Raw genomic sequence first — 20,716 nt, forward strand, 5'->3', positions numbered from 1 at the left:
GGCTATACATAATCATTCGCCCGGATATATTTTTTTAGTTCTTACTCAAGCTGCCCATTATGAAAGATAGACTTGTCACTCCCAGCTATTGTTTTATTCTTGCAGCCAACTTCCTGCTGTACTTCGGCTTCTGGTTGCTGATACCGGTACTTCCATTCTACCTGTCCGAAGTATTTAGTGCCGGAAATTCAACAATCGGCATTATTCTTTCCTGTTATACAGTAGCAGCTTTATGTATCCGCCCTTTTTCCGGTTACTTTTTGGACAGCTTCGCACGTAAGCCTCTGTATCTGATGGCTTATTTTATCTTTATGACCATGTTTGCCGGATACATCATTGCCGGTTCACTTACGTTATTCATTCTGTTTCGTATCATACAGGGCGTATCGTTCGGAATGGTGACCGTAGGCGGCAATACAGTGGTCATCGACATCATGCCTTCTTCACGACGCGGAGAAGGATTAGGATACTATGGACTTTCGAATAATATTGCAATGGCAGTAGGGCCGATGTCCGGATTGTTTCTGCACGATGCAGGAATGAGCTTTACCACTATTTTCTGCTGTTCGTTGGGATCTTGTATAGCAGGCTTTGTTTGTGCTTCTCTTGTGAGGACACCTTATAAGCCACCCGTAAAGCGGGAACCGATATCTCTCGACCGGTTCATATTACTGAAAGGTATTCCGGCAGGCATTAGCCTCTTATTGCTTTCCATTCCATACGGAATGACAACGAACTATGTGGCTATGTATGCCAAGCAGATTGGTATCAATGCCACTACGGGATTTTTCTTCACCTTCATGGCAATAGGTATGGCTATCTCGCGTATTTTCTCCGGAAAGATAGTGGACAGGGGTAAAATAACACAGGTCATTTCAGCCGGACTGTATCTCGTAGTATTCAGTTTCTTCCTCCTTTCAGCATGTGTATATCTTATCAGTTGGAACAACATGTTATGTACTGTTGTTTTCTTTGCCGTAGCCCTGCTATTGGGAGTAGGTTTTGGTATTATGTTTCCGGCTTACAACACCCTTTTTGTCAACCTCGCCCCCAACAGTCAACGCGGTACTGCCACTTCTACCTATCTGACATCCTGGGATGTAGGCATCGGTATCGGTATGCTAGCAGGAGGATATATTGCGGAGGTCAGCACTTTCGATAAAGCTTATTTGTTCGGGGCTTGTCTCACCATTGTCTCTATGCTCTACTTCAATGGGAAAGTGGCTCCTCATTACCATAAAAATAAATTGCGATGAGAAAAAAAGAACGTTACGAAAAAATTCTTGCCTGGTTTCGGAAGAATCGTCCTGTAGCCGAAACGGAACTGCATTACGAAACCCCGTTCCAACTGCTGATAGCAGTCATCCTCTCCGCCCAATGTACAGACAAGCGGGTGAATATGATTGTTCCACCGTTGTATCGCGACTTCCCTACCCCGGAAGTTCTTGCAGCCAGTACACCGGAAGTGATATACGAATATATCCGCAGCGTATCTTATCCCAATAATAAAGCAAAACACCTGGTAGGCATGGCACAAATGTTGGTGAAAGACTTCAACAGCGAAGTGCCCGATACACTGGAAGAGCTTATAAAACTACCCGGCGTAGGACGAAAGACGGCGAACGTTATACAATCCGTTGTATTTAACAAAGCTGCAATGGCAGTAGATACTCATGTGTTCCGTGTAAGTCACCGCCTCGGACTGGTTTCGGATGCATGTACCACGCCATTCAGTGTAGAAAAAGAATTGGTGAAAAATATTCCGGAAGCGGATATTCCCATTGCACATCACTGGCTTATCTTACATGGAAGATACGTCTGTCAGGCACGTACACCGCAATGTGATAAGTGCGGTTTGCAATTGATGTGCAAATATTATTGCGAGAAGTATAAAGTTAGCAAAGAGAAGCCGAAAGATAAAGAATAAACGACGGATTCATAGCAAAAGAAAGAAATAAATGCTAACTTTGCGCTCACGAAAACGAATTAATAACACTTTTAAATAAAATAGAGTATTATGACAATTGATCAATTCAACTTTGCCGGTAAAAAGGCATTCGTTCGTGTAGACTTCAATGTACCTCTGGACGAAAACTTCAACATTACAGATGATAACCGTATGCGTGCTGCTCTTCCTACGTTGAAGAAAATTCTAGCTGACGGTGGTAGTATAATTATTGGTTCTCACCTCGGTCGCCCGAAAGGTCCGGCTGACAAATTCTCACTGAAACACATTCTGAATCATCTTTCCGAGTTGCTGGGTGTTGACGTACAATTCGCTAACGACTGTATGGGCGAAGAAGCTGCTGTGAAGGCTGCTGCTCTGCAACCGGGTGAAGTATTGTTGCTCGAGAACCTTCGTTTCTATGCTGAAGAAGAAGGCAAACCCCGTGGTTTGGCTGAAGACGCTACAGACGAAGAAAAAGCTGCTGCAAAGAAAGCCGTTAAAGAAAGCCAGAAAGAATTCACCAAGAAATTGGCTTCTTACGCTGACTGTTATGTAAATGACGCTTTCGGTACAGCTCACCGTGCGCATGCTTCTACAGCTTTGATCGCTAAATATTTCGACAAAGACAGCAAAATGTTCGGTTACCTGATGGAGAAAGAAGTGAAGGCTGTTGATAAAGTATTGAATGACATCAAACGTCCGTTCACTGCTATCATGGGTGGTTCTAAAGTTTCTTCTAAAATTGAAATTATCGAAAATCTGCTGAGCAAGGTTGACAACCTGATCATCGCAGGTGGTATGACTTATACTTTCACTAAGGCTATGGGTGGTAAGATCGGTATTTCTATCTGCGAAGATGACAAACTGGATCTGGCTCTCGAACTGGTAGAAAAAGCAAAAGAAAAAGGTGTAAACCTGGTATTGGCTGTTGATGCTAAGATTGCTGACGCTTTCTCCAATGACGCTAACACCAAGTTCTGTCCGGTTGACCAAATTCCTGATGGTTGGGAAGGTCTGGATATCGGTCCTGAAACTGAGAAAATCTTCACAGACGTTATCAAAAACTCCAAGACTATCTTGTGGAATGGCCCGACAGGTGTATTCGAATTCGAAAACTTCACTCACGGCTCACGTGCAGTAGGCGAAGCTATCGTAGAGGCTACTAAAAACGGTGCATTCTCACTTGTAGGTGGTGGTGACTCTGTAGCTTGCGTTAACAAGTTTGGCTTGGCAAGCGGTGTTTCTTACGTTTCAACAGGTGGTGGTGCATTGCTCGAAGCAATCGAAGGAAAAGTTCTTCCGGGTATCGCTGCTATCAACGAATAAGAATAAACATTATCATACCAAAAGGCAGCTCTTTGAAAAGAAGGGTTGCCTTTTTTAATCTTATATTTTTATAGTAAACGATCAATTATCTTCCCTAACACATTTATCATAGAAATGAGACGAACTTTGTTATCCTTTGCTTTCCTACTTTCCGCACTGATAGCAACAGCACAAGATGCATGTTTGAACGATGTAGTAAATACCCTTAAAGACCGCATCAAACTCGCAGGCTACGCACAGGTGGGTTATTCCTACGATGATGCCGATGGTAGCAGTAATACGTTCGACATCAAGCGGGTTATCTTTATGGCAGAAGGTAGAATTACCGACCGTTGGTTGTGCTACTTCATGTACAGCTTTGCCAATACGGGAAAAATCCTTGAAGCATATACCGAATATAAATTCCTTCCGCAACTGACTGCCCGCATCGGACAATTTAAAACCATGTATACCATTGAAAACCCAATGTCTCCCTGCTATGTAGAACTGATTAATTGCTACTCGCAATCTGTCAATTATCTGGCTGGCATCAATGGCAGTGATCCTTTGTATGGTTCCAGTAGCGGACGCGATATGGGACTCCTGCTCTATGGTGATCTGTTTGGAAAACTGGTGAACTATAATCTTGCGGTAATGAACGGGCAAGGCATCAACCTGAAAGATAAAAACAATCAGAAGGATATTGTAGGTAGCCTGATGGTTCATCCACTCGACTGGCTGTCTGTAGGCGGTTCATTTGTAAAAGGGAAAGGATGTGCTGTGGCCGTTTCCAGCCTTAATCCCGACATACAGGTAGGCGAAAACTATACCCGTAACCGGTGGTCGGCAGGTGCAGTCATTAAAACCAAACCGGTGGATGTGCGCACGGAATACCTGGCCGGAAAAGACGGACACATCAAAAGTAACGGTTATTATGTAACAGCATCTGCACATGTATTCCCGAAAGTAGATGTAATAGCATCTTATGATTATCTTAATAAGAGCAAAGTACTCGATGATAAGCAAAGTAATTATGTAGTAGGTTTACAATATTGGTTCTATCCTAAATGCAGGGTACAGGCACAGTATACATACTGCAACCGCCATATCGGAGATAACAGTAACCTGCTGCAAGCGCAATTGCAGGTGCGTTTCTAAAGAAAAACCTTATATACCATGGACTACACCGAAATTCTGAAAGAAATATACGAAGAGATACAGCCATACGCCCAAATGGGTAAACCGGCAAGCTATATTCCTGAGTTGCTGAAAGTCAATCCTGATTGCTATGGCATTTGCCTACGTACTATTGAAGGAAAAGAATATGCCCAGGGAGACAGTGACGAGCGTTTCGCCGTACAAAGTATTTCAAAAGTATTCTCTCTTGCGATAAGTTTCAGCCGGATGGGCAATGAACTCTGGAAACGTATAGGTGTAGAACCATCCGGTAATGCATTCAACTCCATCTTCCAGCTGGAAATGGAGAAAGGAATTCCCCGCAATCCTCTCATCAATGCGGGAGCATTAGTAATGGCAGACATCCTGCTTTCAGTACTTGATGATCCGGAAAAGGATTATCTCGCTTTCGTACGAAGACTCTGCGGCAACGACCAGATTCAATATAATGAAGGTATGGCAACTTCCGAACGGGAACATGGCTATCTGAATGCAGCCATTACCAATATGCTGAAATATCATGGTAATATAGAAAACGACATTGAGCAGGTACTCCACTTCTATTTCCTTCAATGTTCCATAGGCATGAGTTGCCGGGAACTGGCACGTTCTTTCCTTCCTTTCGCCGATCATACAAGACCGTTCAGTTTTGATGGAATCGAACTGACGACTTCACAAGTGAAACGTATCAATGCCATTATGCAGACCTGCGGCTTCTACGATGAAGCCGGAGAATTCTCTTATCTGGTGGGGTTACCCGGAAAAAGCGGTGTTGGTGGTGGTATTGCAGCTGTCTGCCCACGCAAGTATGCGGTAGCAGTATGGAGTCCGCGACTTAACCCTAAAGGCAACTCTGTAATGGGAATGAAAGCTCTTGAATTGCTGACAACCAAAACAGCTATCAGTATTTTCTAAACCCCCGAACTTTTTGGCATCATTTTTGTACCTTATATTAATAAAGTATTAAAGAAAGGACTGAATATGAATGAACAATCCATCCAAAAACAATATAACCAAATAGCCAGTTTATTGGAAGATAAACGGCTGAAAGAAGCTCTCGTTCAACTGGATGCTTTCTTATATAATGGTAACGACTGGAGTCTACGTAGCCGACTGGAACAAATCCAGACTTCCTATCAATATATGTTGCAATATATGAAACTGGGTATGAAAGACCCGGAACGGCAGAAACTGTATCGTCAGCTATTGGCTGATACATGGGAGATTGCCGACCAGACACGTATTGCATTATTAGATGAAATATCCACCCACTATTACCACTCCCTGCGCAGGAATCCCAACCAACTTCCGAAAGCTTATGACCTTTCCGGCCAGCAAAAGATCCTGGAAGGCTTTGCAGATGAAATGGCTGTATCACAGTTAGCAAACTACCAAGGTTTGGACGCTATCCTGAGACGACATGAAGAAACACATCAGGTGATGTTTCTTACTACCTGGAGCAACAGTGGTTGGACTTTGGAAGAATTTGCCCAGGCAGAAGATATGCTTCGTTCGGAGACATTGCCAACCAATGACTTATGCCTGTTTGTCAGTGCTGTCACACTCAGTTTAATGGAGTGTTTCGATGAGCGCAAAGTAAACTGGTTACTCGACGGGCTTCGCCATACCAATCCGCAAATCAATCAGAGAGCATTGGTAGGACTTGTTATTATCTTGCATCTCTATCCTTCACGCATTGCACTTTATCCGGAATTGGAAGCACGTATTTCTCTTTTCAGAGAAGACCCTAACTTCAGCAAACAGGTGAACCGTATTTATATCCAGCTACTTCGTAGCCAGGAAACGGAAAAGATCGACAGAAAGATGCGGGAAGAAATCATTCCCGAAATGATGAAGAACGTGAATATCATGCGCAACATGAAGTTCGGTTTTGAAGAAACAGATGAAAACGACCGCAATCCCGACTGGGAACAAGCTTTCGAGCAATCGGGTTTGGGAGATAAAATACGCGAGATGAACGATCTGCAACTGGAAGGAGCAGATGTCTATATGAGCACATTCGCACAACTCAAAGGGTATCCTTTCTTCCGCGAACCACATAACTGGTTCTACCCTTTCGACCGGATGCATTCCAGCATTATCCATCAGGTGGGTTTGAACCAAAGTGGTGAGAGTTCTGTCCTCTCTATCATCCTGCAATCAGGATTCTTCTGCAACAGTGATAAGTATTCATTTTGCTTCACCATTGCACAACTTCCGCAGGGACAACGTGACATGATGCTAAACCAGATGACCCCTCAGGATCAAAGCGACTTTATGGAAGAAAAGAATAGTGCCAGTCTGAAACAATATGCTGAACGGCCTGATGTTATCAGTAACCAGTACATTCACGATTTATACCGTTTCTTCAAACTTAGCCAACGCAGATTCGAGTTTCATAATATCTTCCAGCAAGAGATTGCTTTGCACAGCAACCCTCTACTGAAGGAATTGCTGAGTGCTCCCGAACTACTAATGGCCGTTGCCGACTTCCACTTCCGCAAAGAGCACCCTGCCGAAGCATTGGAACTCTACCGGATATTGATAGACCGGAAACAGGCCAATGCGGACGTCTTCCAGAAAACAGGCTTCTGCCTACAAAAGGTGAAATGCTATAAAGAAGCCATAGATGCTTATCTGAAAGCCGATATGCTGAAGCCCGATCACCTGTGGACACTTCGCCACCTGGCTACCTGTTACCGCCAGATGAAGAATTTCGATGCAGCTTTGGAATACTATCACCGCGTAGAAGCCATTCAACCGGAAAATCGCAATGTATTGTTCTATACCGGTAGTTGCCTGGCAGAACAAAAAAGGTATGACGATGCCCTGCAATATTTCTTCAAGTTAGACTTCCTGGAAAACGACTGTATGAAGGCATGGCGCGGCATTGGCTGGTGTTCATTTGTCAGTGGTAAGCATGAACAGGCTATGAAGTATTATGATAAACTCCTTGCAGCCAAGCCACTTGCTACGGATTATCTCAATGCCGGACACGTGGCCTGGGTACTGGGAAACATAGAAAAAGCAGTCGGGCTATATGGCAAGGCCATGGCAGAAAGCGGAAGTAAAGATGCTTTCCTTGAAATATTCGACAGAGACCGGAGCAGTCTTCTCAAACAAGGTATTGCAGGAGAAGAAATTCCATTAATGCTGGATATGATTGAATAAAGACATAAATAAGTAGCTAATGAAGAAATACTGTATCTTGGCTGTATTCTGTTGCCTTAGCTATCTGGCTACAGCGCAAAGTCCTGTAGAGAAAGGACTGAAAAGCATAAACCGGACATCTGCCGAAGCATATATCGGTTTTCTGGCTCACGATGAATTACAAGGGCGGGAAGCCGGATACCATGGTTCAAAGGTAGCTGCCCAATATATTGCTTCATTGCTTCAGGCTATGGGAATACAACCGTTGGGAGATAGCTATTTTCAACCTTTTGAAGCATACAGAAGAGAACGCCAGAAAAGGGGAAGGTTGGAAGTACACCCCGATTCAATAACCATATTCAAAAGAGAAGTACATCAGAAGCTCTCTATGGCAAATGTACTGGGAATGATCCCCGGTAAAAACACCAGTGAGTACGCTATTGTCGGTGCGCACTTTGATCATTTGGGAATAGATCCTGCTCTTGAAGGTGATCAGATTTATAATGGTGCTGATGATAATGCTTCCGGTGTATCAGCCGTTCTGCAAATAGCCAGAGCGTTCATTGTCAGCGGCAAGCAACCGGAACGAAATATTATTTTTGCCTTCTGGGACGGTGAGGAGAAAGGATTGCTGGGTTCCAGATACTTTGTACAAACCTGTCCGTTCATTTCGCAGATCAAAGGATATCTGAACTTCGACATGATAGGCCGTAATAATAAGCCGCAACAACCCATGCATGTAGTTTATTTCTATACGGAGGCCAATCCGACTTTTGGAAAATGGCTAAAAGAAGATATAAAGAAATACAACCTCCAACTGGACCCCGACTATCGTCCATGGGATAATCCCATAGGCGGTAGTGATAACGGTTCTTTTGCCAAAGCGGGAGTTCCTATTATCTGGTATCATACAGATGGGCACCCGGATTACCATCAACCCTCCGATCATACAGACAAACTGAATTGGGAGAAGATAGTGGAGATAACCAAAGCATCCTTTCTGAATGCCTGGAATCTGGCAAACGAGAAGGAGTATTGAACTATACTTTCAGTAATTCCCTGTACAATTTCTGTACAGGAAGCCCCATGATATTATTATGAGACACATAACATTATAACAAGCTATAAAACAAAGATATACATCACAATAAAAACATCTTAGTAAAACAGTTGTAAAACAAACATTATAATTAGAGATTTTACGCTATTTTCATCATGATTGTATTCCATATTGTTTTGGGAGCAAAGATAAATCATAGAAAGGAAAAGGTAGCCTATTCTGCTTCATTTTTAACACTTGAACAAGAAAAAGCCCCGACCGTCACCAGCCGAGGCCCAAATTCATCAATGACGAATTACTTCTACTTCTTTATAACATGTTACCACAGAAAAAGGTTGTAGCTAACACCTACACCGGCATATATTCCAGATGGATAGCCATAGCCGACTTGCATCCCCAATCCCCAGCGTTTCTTTCTAGGTGTGATAGTATGGTAAATATCATTCGTCACCGTCTGATATACAGTCTTTGGAAATATCTGCAAACTATCAAGCCTCGGACGATAACCACTCACCCATGCCCGGTAAAGACTATCCTCATAATAAGCCTGCTCACGATGAACAACAGTGTCACCAATACGAATAGTATCTGTTAGCTGGAAAACTAACAGAGGTGCCATAGGTGCAGAGATAAGCAAAGTATCAACCTTGACTACTGTATTTACCTTCGTTTCGGTACGTATTTCTGCCGGCAAAGGCTCGTGCGGACGGAACCAAACAGCCACACAAGCCACAGCCAGCAATATTACTAATATCCAAGGTAGCTTTTTCATAGAGCAAGCACTTGTTTACGGTTTGCCCCTTCACGATAGCTCACGTGTACCCAAGCAAAGTTCTTCTCGTCAATGAGCTGGTCAAAAGGGAGCCCCAGCGATTGAATCAGATAAAACAGCCTTTTGTTTTCCTTCGGACTTCCACCGGTTATATCTGCCGCCCGTCCAGTCATGTGGTCGCTCGTAGCTGAACCTTTCACGGCTTTATTGAGTGCCGGGCAACGGAAACCACTGTTCACAGTGATTGGCTTACTGTATGCCTCCCGTAATGGGTCCAGTACGTTATCTACTAATGCAGTCATATTGACTACATGTTCCTTCTTACACCGGTTATCAATACCTAACCGGTCGGCTGTATCTGACTTGCAGAGTTCAGCAATTGTAAAGTAGTTCATTTTTCTTCCTCCTTATCAATTTCGTTTTCAATTCTTTCAATAACCCCCTGGACATGTGAGGGCATCGCACGTTTGAATTCAAATCTAATCAAGTGATAGATTATCCGGAATGCTTTATTCTTTGGGTATGCCATAATCAGGTTCTTGAATGCATTCTGTAAATACACGTATGAGAAGACGTACGTAATAGTCTTTATCACAATGAAAGCACTCTCCCCATCCCCTATCGAGTTCATAAAGATAAATACCACTTCAATAATAACCAAGTACAAAAGCAGCTCTGCCAATGCATTTTTAAACTTCCCCCAAGAGAAATTTTTGCACCGAACAATACTCACGCCATCGGCACGCATACCGCACCAGATATTAAAGGCAAACATCACTGCCAAAGCTATAAGGAAGCCTTTGGTGGGTGTCAGATACGCTAACATCGAACTAAATAACGACACGCATATCACCCGAATTTGGTCTAATGTCAATAATCTATCCATTCTCAAATATTATCTAATTATTAATATTATCTTTGCAACATGACCGTTAAGGTCACATAGTAGTTTTGTTCATCCCGCCCAGCTTGAGAAAGTAGGACGGGAATTTTTATATCAGGACAATCAACACCCCTGCATACGCACATACGAATGCCGCCATCTCCACCCAGAACAACCACTTGCGGTATTTGAGCATGACAATCCCGGCAACTGGAAAAGTAGTAGCAGGCAGCCACCACATTTCTGACAGACAGAGCCAGAGGATAGCCGCAATGCCGCTGATGGCGGTTCCGGTATAGTGCACCCTGCCTTGGAACTCCTCCTTAAACAACGGTGCAGAACCTACGAACATGAGTCCTCCACATGAGAGGAATGCGAGGAACTGCAAGTTCCCGGAAGAGCACTCCAGCCACACCGGCATCAAGAGCATGGCAGGAATAATCATAGCCATTTGGAACAACCATGCCGGACGGTTCCGCTTTTTCAACTGATAATAAGTATCAGAGAGTGACCAAGGCACTCCACACACTCTCACCGCATACACTATGTACATAGTGAGGAATATCAACGATATAAGGTATAAGTAAATCATATCATTATTGATTAAGGTTAAACACTAATTTATCAGGATAGCCGGAAGTATAGTCGTAGGCTTCTACCTCTTCTTTCGTGGCAAGTGCTTTGACAGCAGCTATGTGCTCCTGCGTAGCATTGTAGGAATCCAGAGCATAGAGTTCCAAAGCAGCAAGCATCTGCAAGGCAAGAGGAATAGGTATCACGTACTTCATCGCATCATGCCATAACACAGTCGTTTCTTTCCCTGCTGTCTGCTCGATAGTGATTGAATTTACAAGACCGACACGCGTATCTTTATCAAGCCACATCCGCTTTCCGCCCAACAAGAACTGATTAACAGCATCCGATTGGTCATACTCGGTTATCTGAGAGATTTTCAGGCTTTTCACTTCTTCGATTGTAGGTTCATAGGGAGACCTTAGCACACAATCAAACACTTCTTTTATAGAAGCTGACGAATTAGCATTATAGAACGCTTCTTGTTCCTCGTTTAGTTTAACCCACTTACCATCAAGGTAATCTTCATAGGTTGTACCTACTTCATAGTTATCATCAAGCTCAAAATCGAGGTTAATAACTTTACTTACTGAATCGATATTTACATATAACATAATCTCTGTTTTTAAATTACTTACTTATTGCAATCATATAAGAACTATTAATCCCAGATAGTGCCAATGAAAAAGTGTTCCCATAATCAGCAGACCTATATAATGCAGAACCATTTATACAATAAATATATTTACCATTGGAGGACATTACAAACTGGGTTGCATCATCCATACCAACCAGTCTGGTAAAACTCCTACCAAAATCGCGGGATATCCAATTTCCTTGACTACTACCATATATCAGTATAATATACTTTCCTGTATGGGACACACATATCTGAGTGGGTATATAGTAGTTATTAATCTCAGCTACAGAAATCCGGTCTACTGTATCCCAATCATCACAATGTACCCTAAAGATGCCATTATAATCAAGAGAAGCACTTTTAAAAGAATAGAAGATATACTTACCATCACCACTCATCACCATATCATTTAATTTATTACTAGTTGAATATGGGTACTCTATTTGTTTTGACAGTTTCAAAGTCAAACTATAATCATTAGAACCATGCATAAATGAATCCCCGGCAATTACTATATATCTGCCATTCCTTGATACAGCTAATTTATGCATTTTATAATCAACATTTAACCAGTTTCCCTCAATGATAGTGTTCGTTTGAATATCAATTTTACGTAAATATTGATATTCACCTAATACAAACAGGGTGTTTCCGTCTTTAGTAATATCCATCCCTGTTATATCTTCAAATAAAGTATTGGGTTTAATGAGATTAGTGGTAACCAAACCATCTCTCGAAACATATATATTATTTATACTACCGCGAGTAGCTACAAATACATCACCTGTATCCTCTAATATAGCAACTGATGCAGACAGATAGATAAAATTACATTTCTTCTCAGTAAAGCTCAGACCATAATCTGTAGAAAAGAATTGTTTACCCATATATATGGCTGCTACATATTTCCCACTTTTAACGCCTGAATCCGCTCTTCTTTGTATAATACTCATAATCGTTATTCTTTCATTTTTACGGATATAGAGTACGCACCTGCTGCATAGCACCAAATGCTAATCTCAAAAACATCTCCCGAAGCAACACTTAGCGATGAGCCTGACATCGAAGTGTACGCACCACTATTAGGTATAGGCTGAATAAAAGTTGCCATTGCTTTACATCTAATATATAAGTCTTGCCCTACTGACATACCACTTGCGACAGACAGATTTGTAGCAGAAGCAAGGGTAGCAACGATACTTCTCTTTGATACAGGCAAAGAAGCAAGGGTTGTAACCGTATTGACACCCGTGACGGTCGGGTCTCCAACACCCTGAGGACCTTGTGCACCCGTAGCACCCTTCGCACCAGCAGGACCGGTAGCCCCCTGTGGTCCGGTTGCACCCTTCAGATTCTTGAAAGCAAAAGCAAAGGTTCTTGCAGATGCCGTTCCACCTGCAGTGACCGTTACAGAGGGAGTACCGATATTCGCATCAACTGTAGCAGTCGCTCCCGTAATAGTGGCATTGACCCCAGCAGGTCCAGTTGCACCTTGTGGACCAGTCGCACCGGTAGCTCCTTTAGCTCCGGCAGGACCTGTCGCGCCTTGAGGACCGGTTGCACCAGTGGCACCTTTCAAGTTTTTGAAGGCAAAGGCAAAGGTTCTTGCAGAAGCAGTACCACCAAGAGAAACTGTTACTGCAGGAGTACCGACATTGGCATCCACTGTAGCGGATGCACCGGTAATGGTTGCGTTTGTTCCAGCAGGACCAGTGGCACCGATTGCGCCTTTTGCACCAGTATCACCCTTGTCTCCTTTATCGCCCTTTGGACCTTGTATTCCCTGTGCACCAGTGGCACCGGTTGCCCCAGTAGCTCCTGTTGCACCTCTTGAAGGTTTACCTGTATCGGTAGTCCCAAGATACCAATTACCATTCGAACCAATCGTAGGTGTCGTTCCGGCAGGACCTGTCGCACCAGTTGCACCTTTTGCACCAATAGGACCGGTAGCCCCTTGCGGACCAGTATCCCCTTTGGGACCTTGAAGACCGGTTGCTCCTGTATCCCCCTTAGGGCCAGTAGCACCAGTATCGCCCTTTACTCCTTGCGGTCCTGTTGCACCAGTATCACCTTTTATCCCCTGTGGACCTTGTACACCTTGAGGACCTCGTGCTCCTGTATCCCCTTTCTCTCCCTTATCGCCTTTCTCTCCTTGTAATCGCCCCTGACTTTGCCAGTCACCGTTATACCATGCGTAATATGTGTAGGGTAAAGCTGCACCCACAGCATAGAAACCGCTACTACCGGAACCATCAGGAACAGCAGCTTTCAAGGCGGCAAGTGTATCATATTGTCCAAGAGGAGTGAACGTATCTCCCGGCTTACCTTTAACATAAATATCCGTCTTTACGTACTTTTTAGTGGACTTCTCCCATTGGTATACATAGTGGTCCGTCCCGATATAGGTAGGATGTTCTGCCGTGTCAGTAGCGTTTGCAGTGGCCGTTTCCGAATTCTTCTTGAGGGTAGCAAATTCAGTAACACGGTTACCTTCTGCAGTTACACGGCCGCTTTCAGCATTGACGCGTACACTCTCGGCTATCTGACGGCTTGTTTCTGCACTCTTACGCACATCCTCAGCTGTAACGCGGGCATTCTCTACAGTAACACGCCCGTTTTCAGCCGTCACACGGGAACCTTCTGCAGTAACGCGGTTCTTTTCAGCATTGACACGGCCTGTTTCATTTGTCTGCCGGATAGACTCAGCACCAGCCCGCGTAGTCTCAGCATTTTTACGTTCATCTTCGGCACTGATACGTTTGGATTCAGCATCAGCACGTCCGAACTCAGCAGTAGCTCGGGCAGTCTCGGAAGCCTGTCTGGTAGTTTCAGCCTTGCCCCGTTCTGTCTCGGCTGTTTTCCGGGTACCTTCGGCCGTCACACGATCTTTCTCCGAATTGATACGCGTAGCTTCAGCAGATGCGCGGGTACCTTCAGCAGAAACACGCTTTGTTTCCGCATCCTTACGCAGGTTCTCCGCTGAGACACGTCCTTCTTCGGCTTTACGCAGTTCTTCGGCAGCTTCCTTGGCAGGAGCAGACAACAGTTCCAAAGGAGCTTCAACAACCGACTCGTCCATACCAGAAAGACGAAGTGCGGGCAAGCTCACTATGTCATCCAGTGAATCGACTACCTCGACATCACCAACACCTTGGGAACCCGTAAGGAGAGCTTTCTTTACCTCTTCTACAAGCTGGTTAAACTGATTTGAATCTAATACCATATGGTTTGAATTGATTTTAAACGGTTAATTACCACTCAGCAGGTTAATTATACTGCGCTTCACCGCAGCTATTAGCCGGGAGTTTTTGACTACAAGTTCTAAAGCCCTGCAATACTGGTCCGGAATCTCCACCGCATCAGTCGAATAGTAGATTTTCTTTGCCAAATCTTCAAAGCCGATATCCAGAAGAATACTTCCGTTATACATCATCTCGTTACCGACTGTCTCGGCTGCATCGAAGGTTTGTTTTCCACCTTCAAAAGAGGTCTGTGCCTCGATCTGTCTAAAATTGATTTTCATATTCTATAAATTATAATTAAACTATCCACAATAAAAGAAGAACCAGCTACTACCATCAGAAACCAACATCATGGAGTACGTTCCTGTAAGTTTGTAGGTATTATTCATCTCCCAACCGTTAGGAGCTACGAACGGTCCATTTGTAAAAGTGACACTACCGGCAGTCTGCTTGACATAATAAACCTTCCCGGGACAAGACGAAGGAGAAGGCATTGTCATGGTAACATTCACATTGCTGGTAAAGCGCAGGAAGTCATCATGCACATTGACACTACCGGATGCTGTGATAAAGCGTGTATTGACACCACGTGTCGACACAGGCGCATCTATCTCTAAAATACGGGAAGAAGGAGTAGTCAACTTTCCATAGATCATCATATCACCGGCAAAACTACATTTGTCACCAAAGTAGCACTCACCGGCAGATACATGTATGGCTTTGTTGCGGCCTTCAATTGCAGCAGAGATACTGAGGACGGCAGGAGATGTGGAATACCCGGGTTCACCTTCCTTAAAGCAATAAGGCCTGATAGTGAGCATGTTCAAGTATTTATTCTCCATGACGCCATGCATATAATAAGGCTTGCTTAATGAGAACTGGCTGGTCTCATCGGTAAAATCAACTAACTGGCTGTTCGGATTGGTAGATATACCGCTACTGTGCAAATACAAATCACTGCCTATCCGACCGCTGGAAGCGTTGATAGTGCCGTTAAAGGTTCCATTATTAGCAGTCATGTTATTCACAACAACATCACCGGAAGCATCCCAGGTGATATTACTGTTGGCAAGGTATCCAGAGTTATTGTTGCCTAAATACCAAGAACCGTTTTGGTTATATATTGAACCGTCAGCACCGAGCACAACATTATTTTTATGAATAGAATCAACGTCTATGATCCAACCTGCAAGATTGCCGTCAGTGGCGGTTATACTTCCACTGAATGTACCTCCTTTACCATGGAAAACACCATTACTATCAATGTAGAAAGGGTCAGTAGGCTTATTGACATTCTTGACTGAAATGGTATTCAGGGTAAGGTTGCCATCTGTATCGACTATGAACTTCCCGTTGATGATGGTCTTTCCGGTAAAGTTTATCTTATCAGCCTGAATCGTAGCATTGGAAATCAGGTTACCAGCTTCATCCTCTGTGATGAACGCACTTATTTCAGCCCGTCTGACTATTTCGCCATACGGGTCAACCTTCTGGGCAAACACAGTAGCAATATTGCTTTCTGTCACTAAACCGGCTCTGTCGATGTTGGTGATATTACCTTTGGAATCGAAAGTAATCTTCTGTACAAACTGGTCAATCCGGTTACTTGTCTGGCTGATAGCGGATGAATGTTCTTCTACCGTACCTTTCAGACTGTTGGTTGCAGTAACCAGACTATCAATCTTTTCGGCCGTCACATGGAAGCTGCCTTCATGCTTGTCCAAGCCACCCTCTACGCTTGTTACCCTCTGTGTTATCTCCCTGATGGACTGCTGGAACTCACTGAAAGTTCCACCGGAACCATCCCCGACAATACCTCTGATAGAATCAACCTCTATCTTTAAAGTAGAATACTTACCGGTGATATCGGTTACGTTAGCAGAAATACCACTGACTGTCTGGGTGAGCTTTGAGTAGTTGGTCCCCTGTTCGGTTATGTCCGCAACTATACCCTCTATCTTCTGGGCAGTCACATGGAAAGAAGCTTCATGAGAAGTTAACCGGCCGTCAATAGCATTCACCGTAGAGATGGTAGCCCATAACTTGTTACCGTCAGCAGTAGTGATCCAACCAGCCGACTTGATGGTATTATTGATAGTATCGGTAGCAGATACCATTGCATCTATCTTTTCAGCAGTCACATGGAAGCTGGAAAGATGCTTTGTCAGCTTACCATCAAGGTCAGCTATAGATGATGAGAAATCTGCACGTAATCCACGGGCGGATAAATCAATGGCTGAAGTATAAGCTTCCGTTATACGACCCTCGGTATTTGTCAGGTCTTCCGTAAACTTCGCTTCAAGATTACGGGCAGTCAGAAGGAATTCACTGTGATACTCTTCAAGCTTGCCGGCCGTGCTTCTGATTTCGTCAAGGTTCGCCTGAATCTTCTTGTCTGTGAGTTCGAAACGCATGTTGAACTCCTCGCGCAAGTCGGCAAGAGCGTCATCGGTAAGAGTCAGTGAATAGACATAGATGTCACCGGTGAAAGACATGTAGAAATCACCGGTACCGTTCCACTTGCCGGTTATCTCCATCTGCTTGAATTCAGTACCGGGATACAGGTCCTTTGAGAAGGAAATCGGGGTATATTCTTCGAAGCCCGTCTCATTCTCATCATTGAAATGAACGGTAAGAATACCGGGACGCTTCACCAGATACTTGAAAGAGACGGTGAACTGCCGGGGGCGCTTGAGTTCGTCGAAAGTCTCAAAATCCGGATGGCGGTAAAAGTTTGAATTAACCTGCTCGATATAGCTGTTCTTTAAGCGCAAGACACTTTTTGCACCCTCGCTTACAATATCGGCGAAAGACTCCTTGTTCGCATAGAAGTTGCTATTGAAGTACAGCAATCGACCATCTACACGGAAGATACGTATGTTGCTGCTACCAGTCCAATACTGCATATCTGCGGCAAAAGACGCATTGTTCAGGTAGTTGTCAAGGGCATTGATTTCATCGCGCACGGAAGAGATTTCAGACTTTATCAAACCTTCAATGACGGTAAACATCGTTAGAATATCCTCACCGGCCATGGTAAGAAAACGCCCCTTAATTTCGACTCCACCTTCCGGGGTATATTTGATGTAAGTGCTTTCGTCACGGGCACCGATATAAGAAGTGCCATACACCTTCATGTAGGCGTGACCGGTGGACTTGTCAAGCCCGAAGGAAATGATGTCCTTCTCTGTCAGGTTGAAATCATTGATACCAGCGTAGAAGGTGATAGATGGGGATATCTCGTTAGTGGATGACAGAACAATCGCACTTTGAAGGTCCACATCTGTACGGTGTCCTAAACCGATAATGTCATCACCTGCTTGGGGGATATCGCTTCCCCCGTCACAAATAGTCTTGGAAAGGTCAATATAATCACGCCCCACCTCCATGACCTCACGCCAGTAGTAGCGGTTGGATGCATTAAGGGTGGTACCGTCAACAATGTTGCATTCCTTGGCCTGCGCCAGCGAACCAACACTGAATTCGTTCGCAATTGCTTCCCCTTCCTGCTCGGCAAGAAAATAGCATCTGTAGACATCTTTCAGCTCTTCTACACGAATACACTTCATTCCAGCGTGGGTGATAATCTGTTCACCGCCGACATGCGTAGCTTTCTTAACTTGTAATTCTTCAAAGACTGCCTTTATCTTCACATACAGACGGTCAACAACAGCTTGGGAAGTGCCGTCTTCGCGTACTGTGATACCACTGCCGTTCTTACCAATCAATAGTCCCTTGAGGAACGTGATAATCTCTTCCGCCACATCGGGGAAGTCCTTCCTCAGAAACATCCTGAGTGTACGCAAGGCAGAGAATACATTGAAGTTACTTGCGGCCGTAGCGTCGTTAGTTTTAATAACGTAGATATTACTCCCTCCAGAACCGGTGAAAGTCTGCCCTTTGAAAGTCAACTCTTCGACTTGCGTTTCAATATCGGAAAGGCGGGAATAGGCAGTACTTTCACCGATGGTATATTGTGGGGAGTCGTAAGGTAAATCCAGCTTGATTTCAAAGCCGATGACACGGGACAAGCGCCCGTCCTTGAAGTAGGCGGGGTTGACAAGGTTAATTCTCTGACCGATATCAAAGCTATGATTGATTTGGTCATCATGCACCCAAATGGAGTTGAGGGTAGCGGTATAAGTACCATCGTCAATGCAGGTCTTTGCTACATATTTCTTGGCGGCGGCAAGTAGTTCCTGTTCGGCGGTGGCAACTAAACCCAGTTCGGCTATCTTCTCGGCATTCCAACCACTAAGGACGTATTTATCACCTTCTGCAGGAAGAAGAATTTCATCCGGCAAGGGACGGCCGTAGTCTTCGTTCTGTACAATCTCCCAAAGCTGAGCGTCCGGGTTGAATGTGCCGTCGTCGTTCTTTTCGGTCAAGCCAAGAGGATTGAAAGCAACTCCGAATTCCATACCATTGAGCTTGCCGGATTCGAACCTGATTTTGAGTTCCTGACCTTCAAGGATGTATTCCTTTGAGAAGTTGATTCCGGTATCGGTAAAGCGGTAAAAGGTAGCTTTCGTCTTAGTACCGTCTTCATTGTCTACCTCGCTTTCGTAGGAGCTTACATCAGTGATTTCACCTACTCTTTTAGGGTAGATGTCGTCAAATACAACAACAGCTTCAATGGCTTCAAAGTCACTCATGCCCTCATAGGCATCCACGTATGGAGTGCCTGCCGGAAGCATAAGGCGCTTCTGAACGATACCATTAACAACAGTACTCTGGTCTACCGGGCGATAGTTGGTAGGGATATTTCTTGTTGAACCGAATGCGTAGATACGGGTGGCATAAGTACCCTTGCTGTCACTCCGGCTCATGTCCTTGGCTTCCTTATCCAGTTCTATCTTAACAGCGTCGGAGAACTCACACCTACCAAAGTTAATGACATGGTCCGTTACCCAGCAGTCACAGCCCCATTGGTCAGCCATAGAGAACATGGCATCAATGAGGTTCATGTTCTCATAGGTCATCAGCTTGGAAGACCTCTCTACACTGCTGTCAATGGAAAACTCAAAGTCCTTTCCCTCGTACTTATAACCAAGAGCTTTCAAATTACGAAGAAATACACCCATCTGGATATCCAGTGAAGCGGTAAGGGACCAAGACGCTTCCTGCCCTCCACTCTCCGGGGTGTACTTGAATATCTTTGTTTTCCATTGCCAATAGTAAGCATCCAAACGAAGCTCGTAGTCATACCCTCCGGTGGATGCGTTGTAGGTCGGATAGGACAAGTCTACTATCTGATAGATTTTAGCCAGTTTCCCACCCATAGAGGCATCGAAGACACCGCGCAGGTCTACGTAATCACCTACTTGGAAATCGATTGGATGCAAAGTATTAAAGGGAAGCACAACATAGTCCTCCTTCATCAAAGAGAACCTACCTTTTGCACCGGGATTGATACCGGTTGAAAAGCGAGTATTGCCTTGTATGTCCTTAATATCTATCATAACTACAAATGTCGGAGATAAAAAAAAGAAGCCCTAAAATTTAGAGCTTCCATACACGACAATGAATTTAATGTCGTAAATTAGCCTCTAATGCTCGGATTCGGCTCGCAGAACTTACTTGTTATCTTACCGAACGTCCGGTCAAGACTTTGGGCATAAGATACGCTTTTCCCAAGATAGACTAGGTGATAGATATCACTGCTATTGTCCGGTACTTGGATATCAACCGCCCCTTTGTAGAGTTCCTCGGAAAAGGCCTTCTTCTTCCTTTGGTAATCCTCTGGAGAGCTACCTTGTATTGTAAACGTCAGAGCCAATTCGCGTTCATCCAGCTTGGGCGACTTTACCACCACTTCTTTTCCATGTTCCAGTCGGGATTTATTTTCAATGAATTCCTTCAGAGAAACCGGTGCACCCAGTACATCAAAGAAACTATTACCCATTCTAACACCCCACTCTTTAAGAGCATCTTTGTTGTTAATTATCAACTCGGCCATATCTATAA

At 44.2% G+C, this 20,716-nt stretch carries 17 protein-coding genes; 7 read left to right on the top strand and 10 right to left on the bottom strand.

The genetic code is table 11. The features are described 5' to 3' along the window. Positions 1-59: 59 nt before the first annotated feature. The 7 genes from DW036_RS07575 to DW036_RS07605 all read left to right on the top strand — a co-directional run bounded on the left by DW036_RS07575 (position 60) and on the right by DW036_RS07605 (position 8,618). The gene (locus DW036_RS07575; RefSeq protein ID WP_118462592.1) at positions 60-1,256 is read left to right on the top strand and encodes an MFS transporter; all 1,197 of its coding nucleotides are present in this window, start codon (positions 60-62) and stop codon (positions 1,254-1,256) included. Beyond that, positions 1,253-1,927, top strand: coding sequence for an endonuclease III (gene nth / locus DW036_RS07580; RefSeq protein ID WP_118462595.1), 675 nt, complete (start codon positions 1,253-1,255; stop codon positions 1,925-1,927). Before DW036_RS07575 ends, nth begins: the two co-directional genes overlap by 4 nt. 87 nt (positions 1,928-2,014) lie before the next feature. Next, on the top strand, positions 2,015-3,274 hold the full coding sequence (gene pgk / locus DW036_RS07585) for a phosphoglycerate kinase (RefSeq protein WP_118462598.1): 1,260 nt from the start codon (positions 2,015-2,017) through the stop codon (positions 3,272-3,274). A gap of 114 nt (positions 3,275-3,388) precedes the next feature. Continuing rightward, positions 3,389-4,411 (top strand): porin, encoded by a 1,023-nt coding sequence (locus tag DW036_RS07590; protein WP_118462601.1) that lies wholly within the window; start codon positions 3,389-3,391, stop codon positions 4,409-4,411. Positions 4,412-4,429: 18 nt separating this feature from the next. Beyond that, on the top strand, positions 4,430-5,344 hold the full coding sequence (locus DW036_RS07595; RefSeq protein WP_118462604.1) for a glutaminase: 915 nt from the start codon (positions 4,430-4,432) through the stop codon (positions 5,342-5,344). A gap of 66 nt (positions 5,345-5,410) precedes the next feature. Beyond that, positions 5,411-7,600, top strand: a complete 2,190-nt coding sequence (locus DW036_RS07600; protein WP_118462607.1) for a tetratricopeptide repeat protein — start codon at positions 5,411-5,413, stop codon at positions 7,598-7,600. 19 nt (positions 7,601-7,619) lie between these two features. Further along, positions 7,620-8,618 (top strand): M20/M25/M40 family metallo-hydrolase, encoded by a 999-nt coding sequence (locus DW036_RS07605; protein ID WP_118462610.1) that lies wholly within the window; start codon positions 7,620-7,622, stop codon positions 8,616-8,618. 340 nt (positions 8,619-8,958) lie between these two features. Here DW036_RS07605 and DW036_RS07610 read toward each other — a convergent pair whose 3' ends face one another. From DW036_RS07610 to DW036_RS07655, 10 genes are all read right to left on the bottom strand, one after another. Next, positions 8,959-9,411 carry a DUF6808 domain-containing protein gene (locus DW036_RS07610; RefSeq protein WP_118462613.1) on the bottom strand — a complete coding sequence of 151 codons (453 nt, stop codon included), beginning with the start codon at positions 9,409-9,411 and terminating at the stop codon, positions 8,959-8,961. Then, positions 9,408-9,806, bottom strand: a complete 399-nt coding sequence (locus DW036_RS07615; RefSeq protein ID WP_118462616.1) for a D-Ala-D-Ala carboxypeptidase family metallohydrolase — start codon at positions 9,804-9,806, stop codon at positions 9,408-9,410. Before DW036_RS07615 ends, DW036_RS07610 begins: the two co-directional genes overlap by 4 nt. Then, complete coding sequence (locus DW036_RS07620) at positions 9,803-10,297, bottom strand: hypothetical protein (protein WP_118462618.1); 495 nt, start codon at positions 10,295-10,297, stop codon at positions 9,803-9,805. Before DW036_RS07620 ends, DW036_RS07615 begins: the two co-directional genes overlap by 4 nt. 106 nt (positions 10,298-10,403) lie before the next feature. Next, a complete protein-coding gene (locus DW036_RS07625) occupies positions 10,404-10,886 on the bottom strand; it encodes a hypothetical protein (protein ID WP_118462621.1) in 483 nt (160 codons plus the stop codon). A 4-nt stretch (positions 10,887-10,890) separates the two neighbouring features. Further along, positions 10,891-11,481, bottom strand: coding sequence for a DUF4376 domain-containing protein (locus DW036_RS07630; RefSeq protein WP_118462624.1), 591 nt, complete (start codon positions 11,479-11,481; stop codon positions 10,891-10,893). A 16-nt stretch (positions 11,482-11,497) separates the two neighbouring features. After that, positions 11,498-12,460, bottom strand: a complete 963-nt coding sequence (locus tag DW036_RS07635; protein ID WP_118462627.1) for a YncE family protein — start codon at positions 12,458-12,460, stop codon at positions 11,498-11,500. A gap of 5 nt (positions 12,461-12,465) precedes the next feature. Continuing rightward, positions 12,466-14,730: a hypothetical protein gene (locus DW036_RS07640; protein WP_233560340.1), complete on the bottom strand. Its 2,265-nt coding sequence runs from the start codon at positions 14,728-14,730 to the stop codon at positions 12,466-12,468. 24 nt (positions 14,731-14,754) lie between these two features. Next, entirely contained in the window at positions 14,755-15,030 is a 276-nt protein-coding gene (locus DW036_RS07645; protein ID WP_118462630.1) for a hypothetical protein, read from the bottom strand. Positions 15,031-15,051: 21 nt separating this feature from the next. Continuing rightward, positions 15,052-20,211 carry a gp58-like family protein gene (locus tag DW036_RS07650; protein ID WP_233560341.1) on the bottom strand — a complete coding sequence of 1,720 codons (5,160 nt, stop codon included), beginning with the start codon at positions 20,209-20,211 and terminating at the stop codon, positions 15,052-15,054. 80 nt (positions 20,212-20,291) lie between these two features. Further along, entirely contained in the window at positions 20,292-20,708 is a 417-nt protein-coding gene (locus tag DW036_RS07655; protein WP_118462633.1) for a hypothetical protein, read from the bottom strand. Between the last annotated feature and the right edge of the window lie 8 nt (positions 20,709-20,716).

This window comes from Bacteroides sp. AF39-11AC (assembly GCF_003474285.1).
Lineage (GTDB): Bacteria > Bacteroidota > Bacteroidia > Bacteroidales > Bacteroidaceae > Bacteroides.

What these genes read in the sequence shown, in the direction of transcription:
- DW036_RS07610 (WP_118462613.1), bottom strand. Translation starts at nt 9,411, where the DNA reads ATGAAAAAGCTACCTTGGATATTAGTAATATTGCTGGCTGTGGCTTGT.
- DW036_RS07590 (WP_118462601.1), top strand. Translation starts at nt 3,389, where the DNA reads ATGAGACGAACTTTGTTATCCTTTGCTTTCCTACTTTCCGCACTGATA.
- DW036_RS07640 (WP_233560340.1), bottom strand. Translation starts at nt 14,730, where the DNA reads ATGGTATTAGATTCAAATCAGTTTAACCAGCTTGTAGAAGAGGTAAAG.
- DW036_RS07605 (WP_118462610.1), top strand. Translation starts at nt 7,620, where the DNA reads ATGAAGAAATACTGTATCTTGGCTGTATTCTGTTGCCTTAGCTATCTG.
- DW036_RS07615 (WP_118462616.1), bottom strand. Translation starts at nt 9,806, where the DNA reads ATGAACTACTTTACAATTGCTGAACTCTGCAAGTCAGATACAGCCGAC.
- DW036_RS07625 (WP_118462621.1), bottom strand. Translation starts at nt 10,886, where the DNA reads ATGATTTACTTATACCTTATATCGTTGATATTCCTCACTATGTACATA.
- DW036_RS07630 (WP_118462624.1), bottom strand. Translation starts at nt 11,481, where the DNA reads ATGTTATATGTAAATATCGATTCAGTAAGTAAAGTTATTAACCTCGAT.
- DW036_RS07645 (WP_118462630.1), bottom strand. Translation starts at nt 15,030, where the DNA reads ATGAAAATCAATTTTAGACAGATCGAGGCACAGACCTCTTTTGAAGGT.
- DW036_RS07650 (WP_233560341.1), bottom strand. Translation starts at nt 20,211, where the DNA reads ATGATAGATATTAAGGACATACAAGGCAATACTCGCTTTTCAACCGGT.
- DW036_RS07620 (WP_118462618.1), bottom strand. Translation starts at nt 10,297, where the DNA reads ATGGATAGATTATTGACATTAGACCAAATTCGGGTGATATGCGTGTCG.
- nth (WP_118462595.1), top strand. Translation starts at nt 1,253, where the DNA reads ATGAGAAAAAAAGAACGTTACGAAAAAATTCTTGCCTGGTTTCGGAAG.
- DW036_RS07635 (WP_118462627.1), bottom strand. Translation starts at nt 12,460, where the DNA reads ATGAGTATTATACAAAGAAGAGCGGATTCAGGCGTTAAAAGTGGGAAA.
- DW036_RS07655 (WP_118462633.1), bottom strand. Translation starts at nt 20,708, where the DNA reads ATGGCCGAGTTGATAATTAACAACAAAGATGCTCTTAAAGAGTGGGGT.
- DW036_RS07575 (WP_118462592.1), top strand. Translation starts at nt 60, where the DNA reads ATGAAAGATAGACTTGTCACTCCCAGCTATTGTTTTATTCTTGCAGCC.
- DW036_RS07600 (WP_118462607.1), top strand. Translation starts at nt 5,411, where the DNA reads ATGAATGAACAATCCATCCAAAAACAATATAACCAAATAGCCAGTTTA.
- DW036_RS07595 (WP_118462604.1), top strand. Translation starts at nt 4,430, where the DNA reads ATGGACTACACCGAAATTCTGAAAGAAATATACGAAGAGATACAGCCA.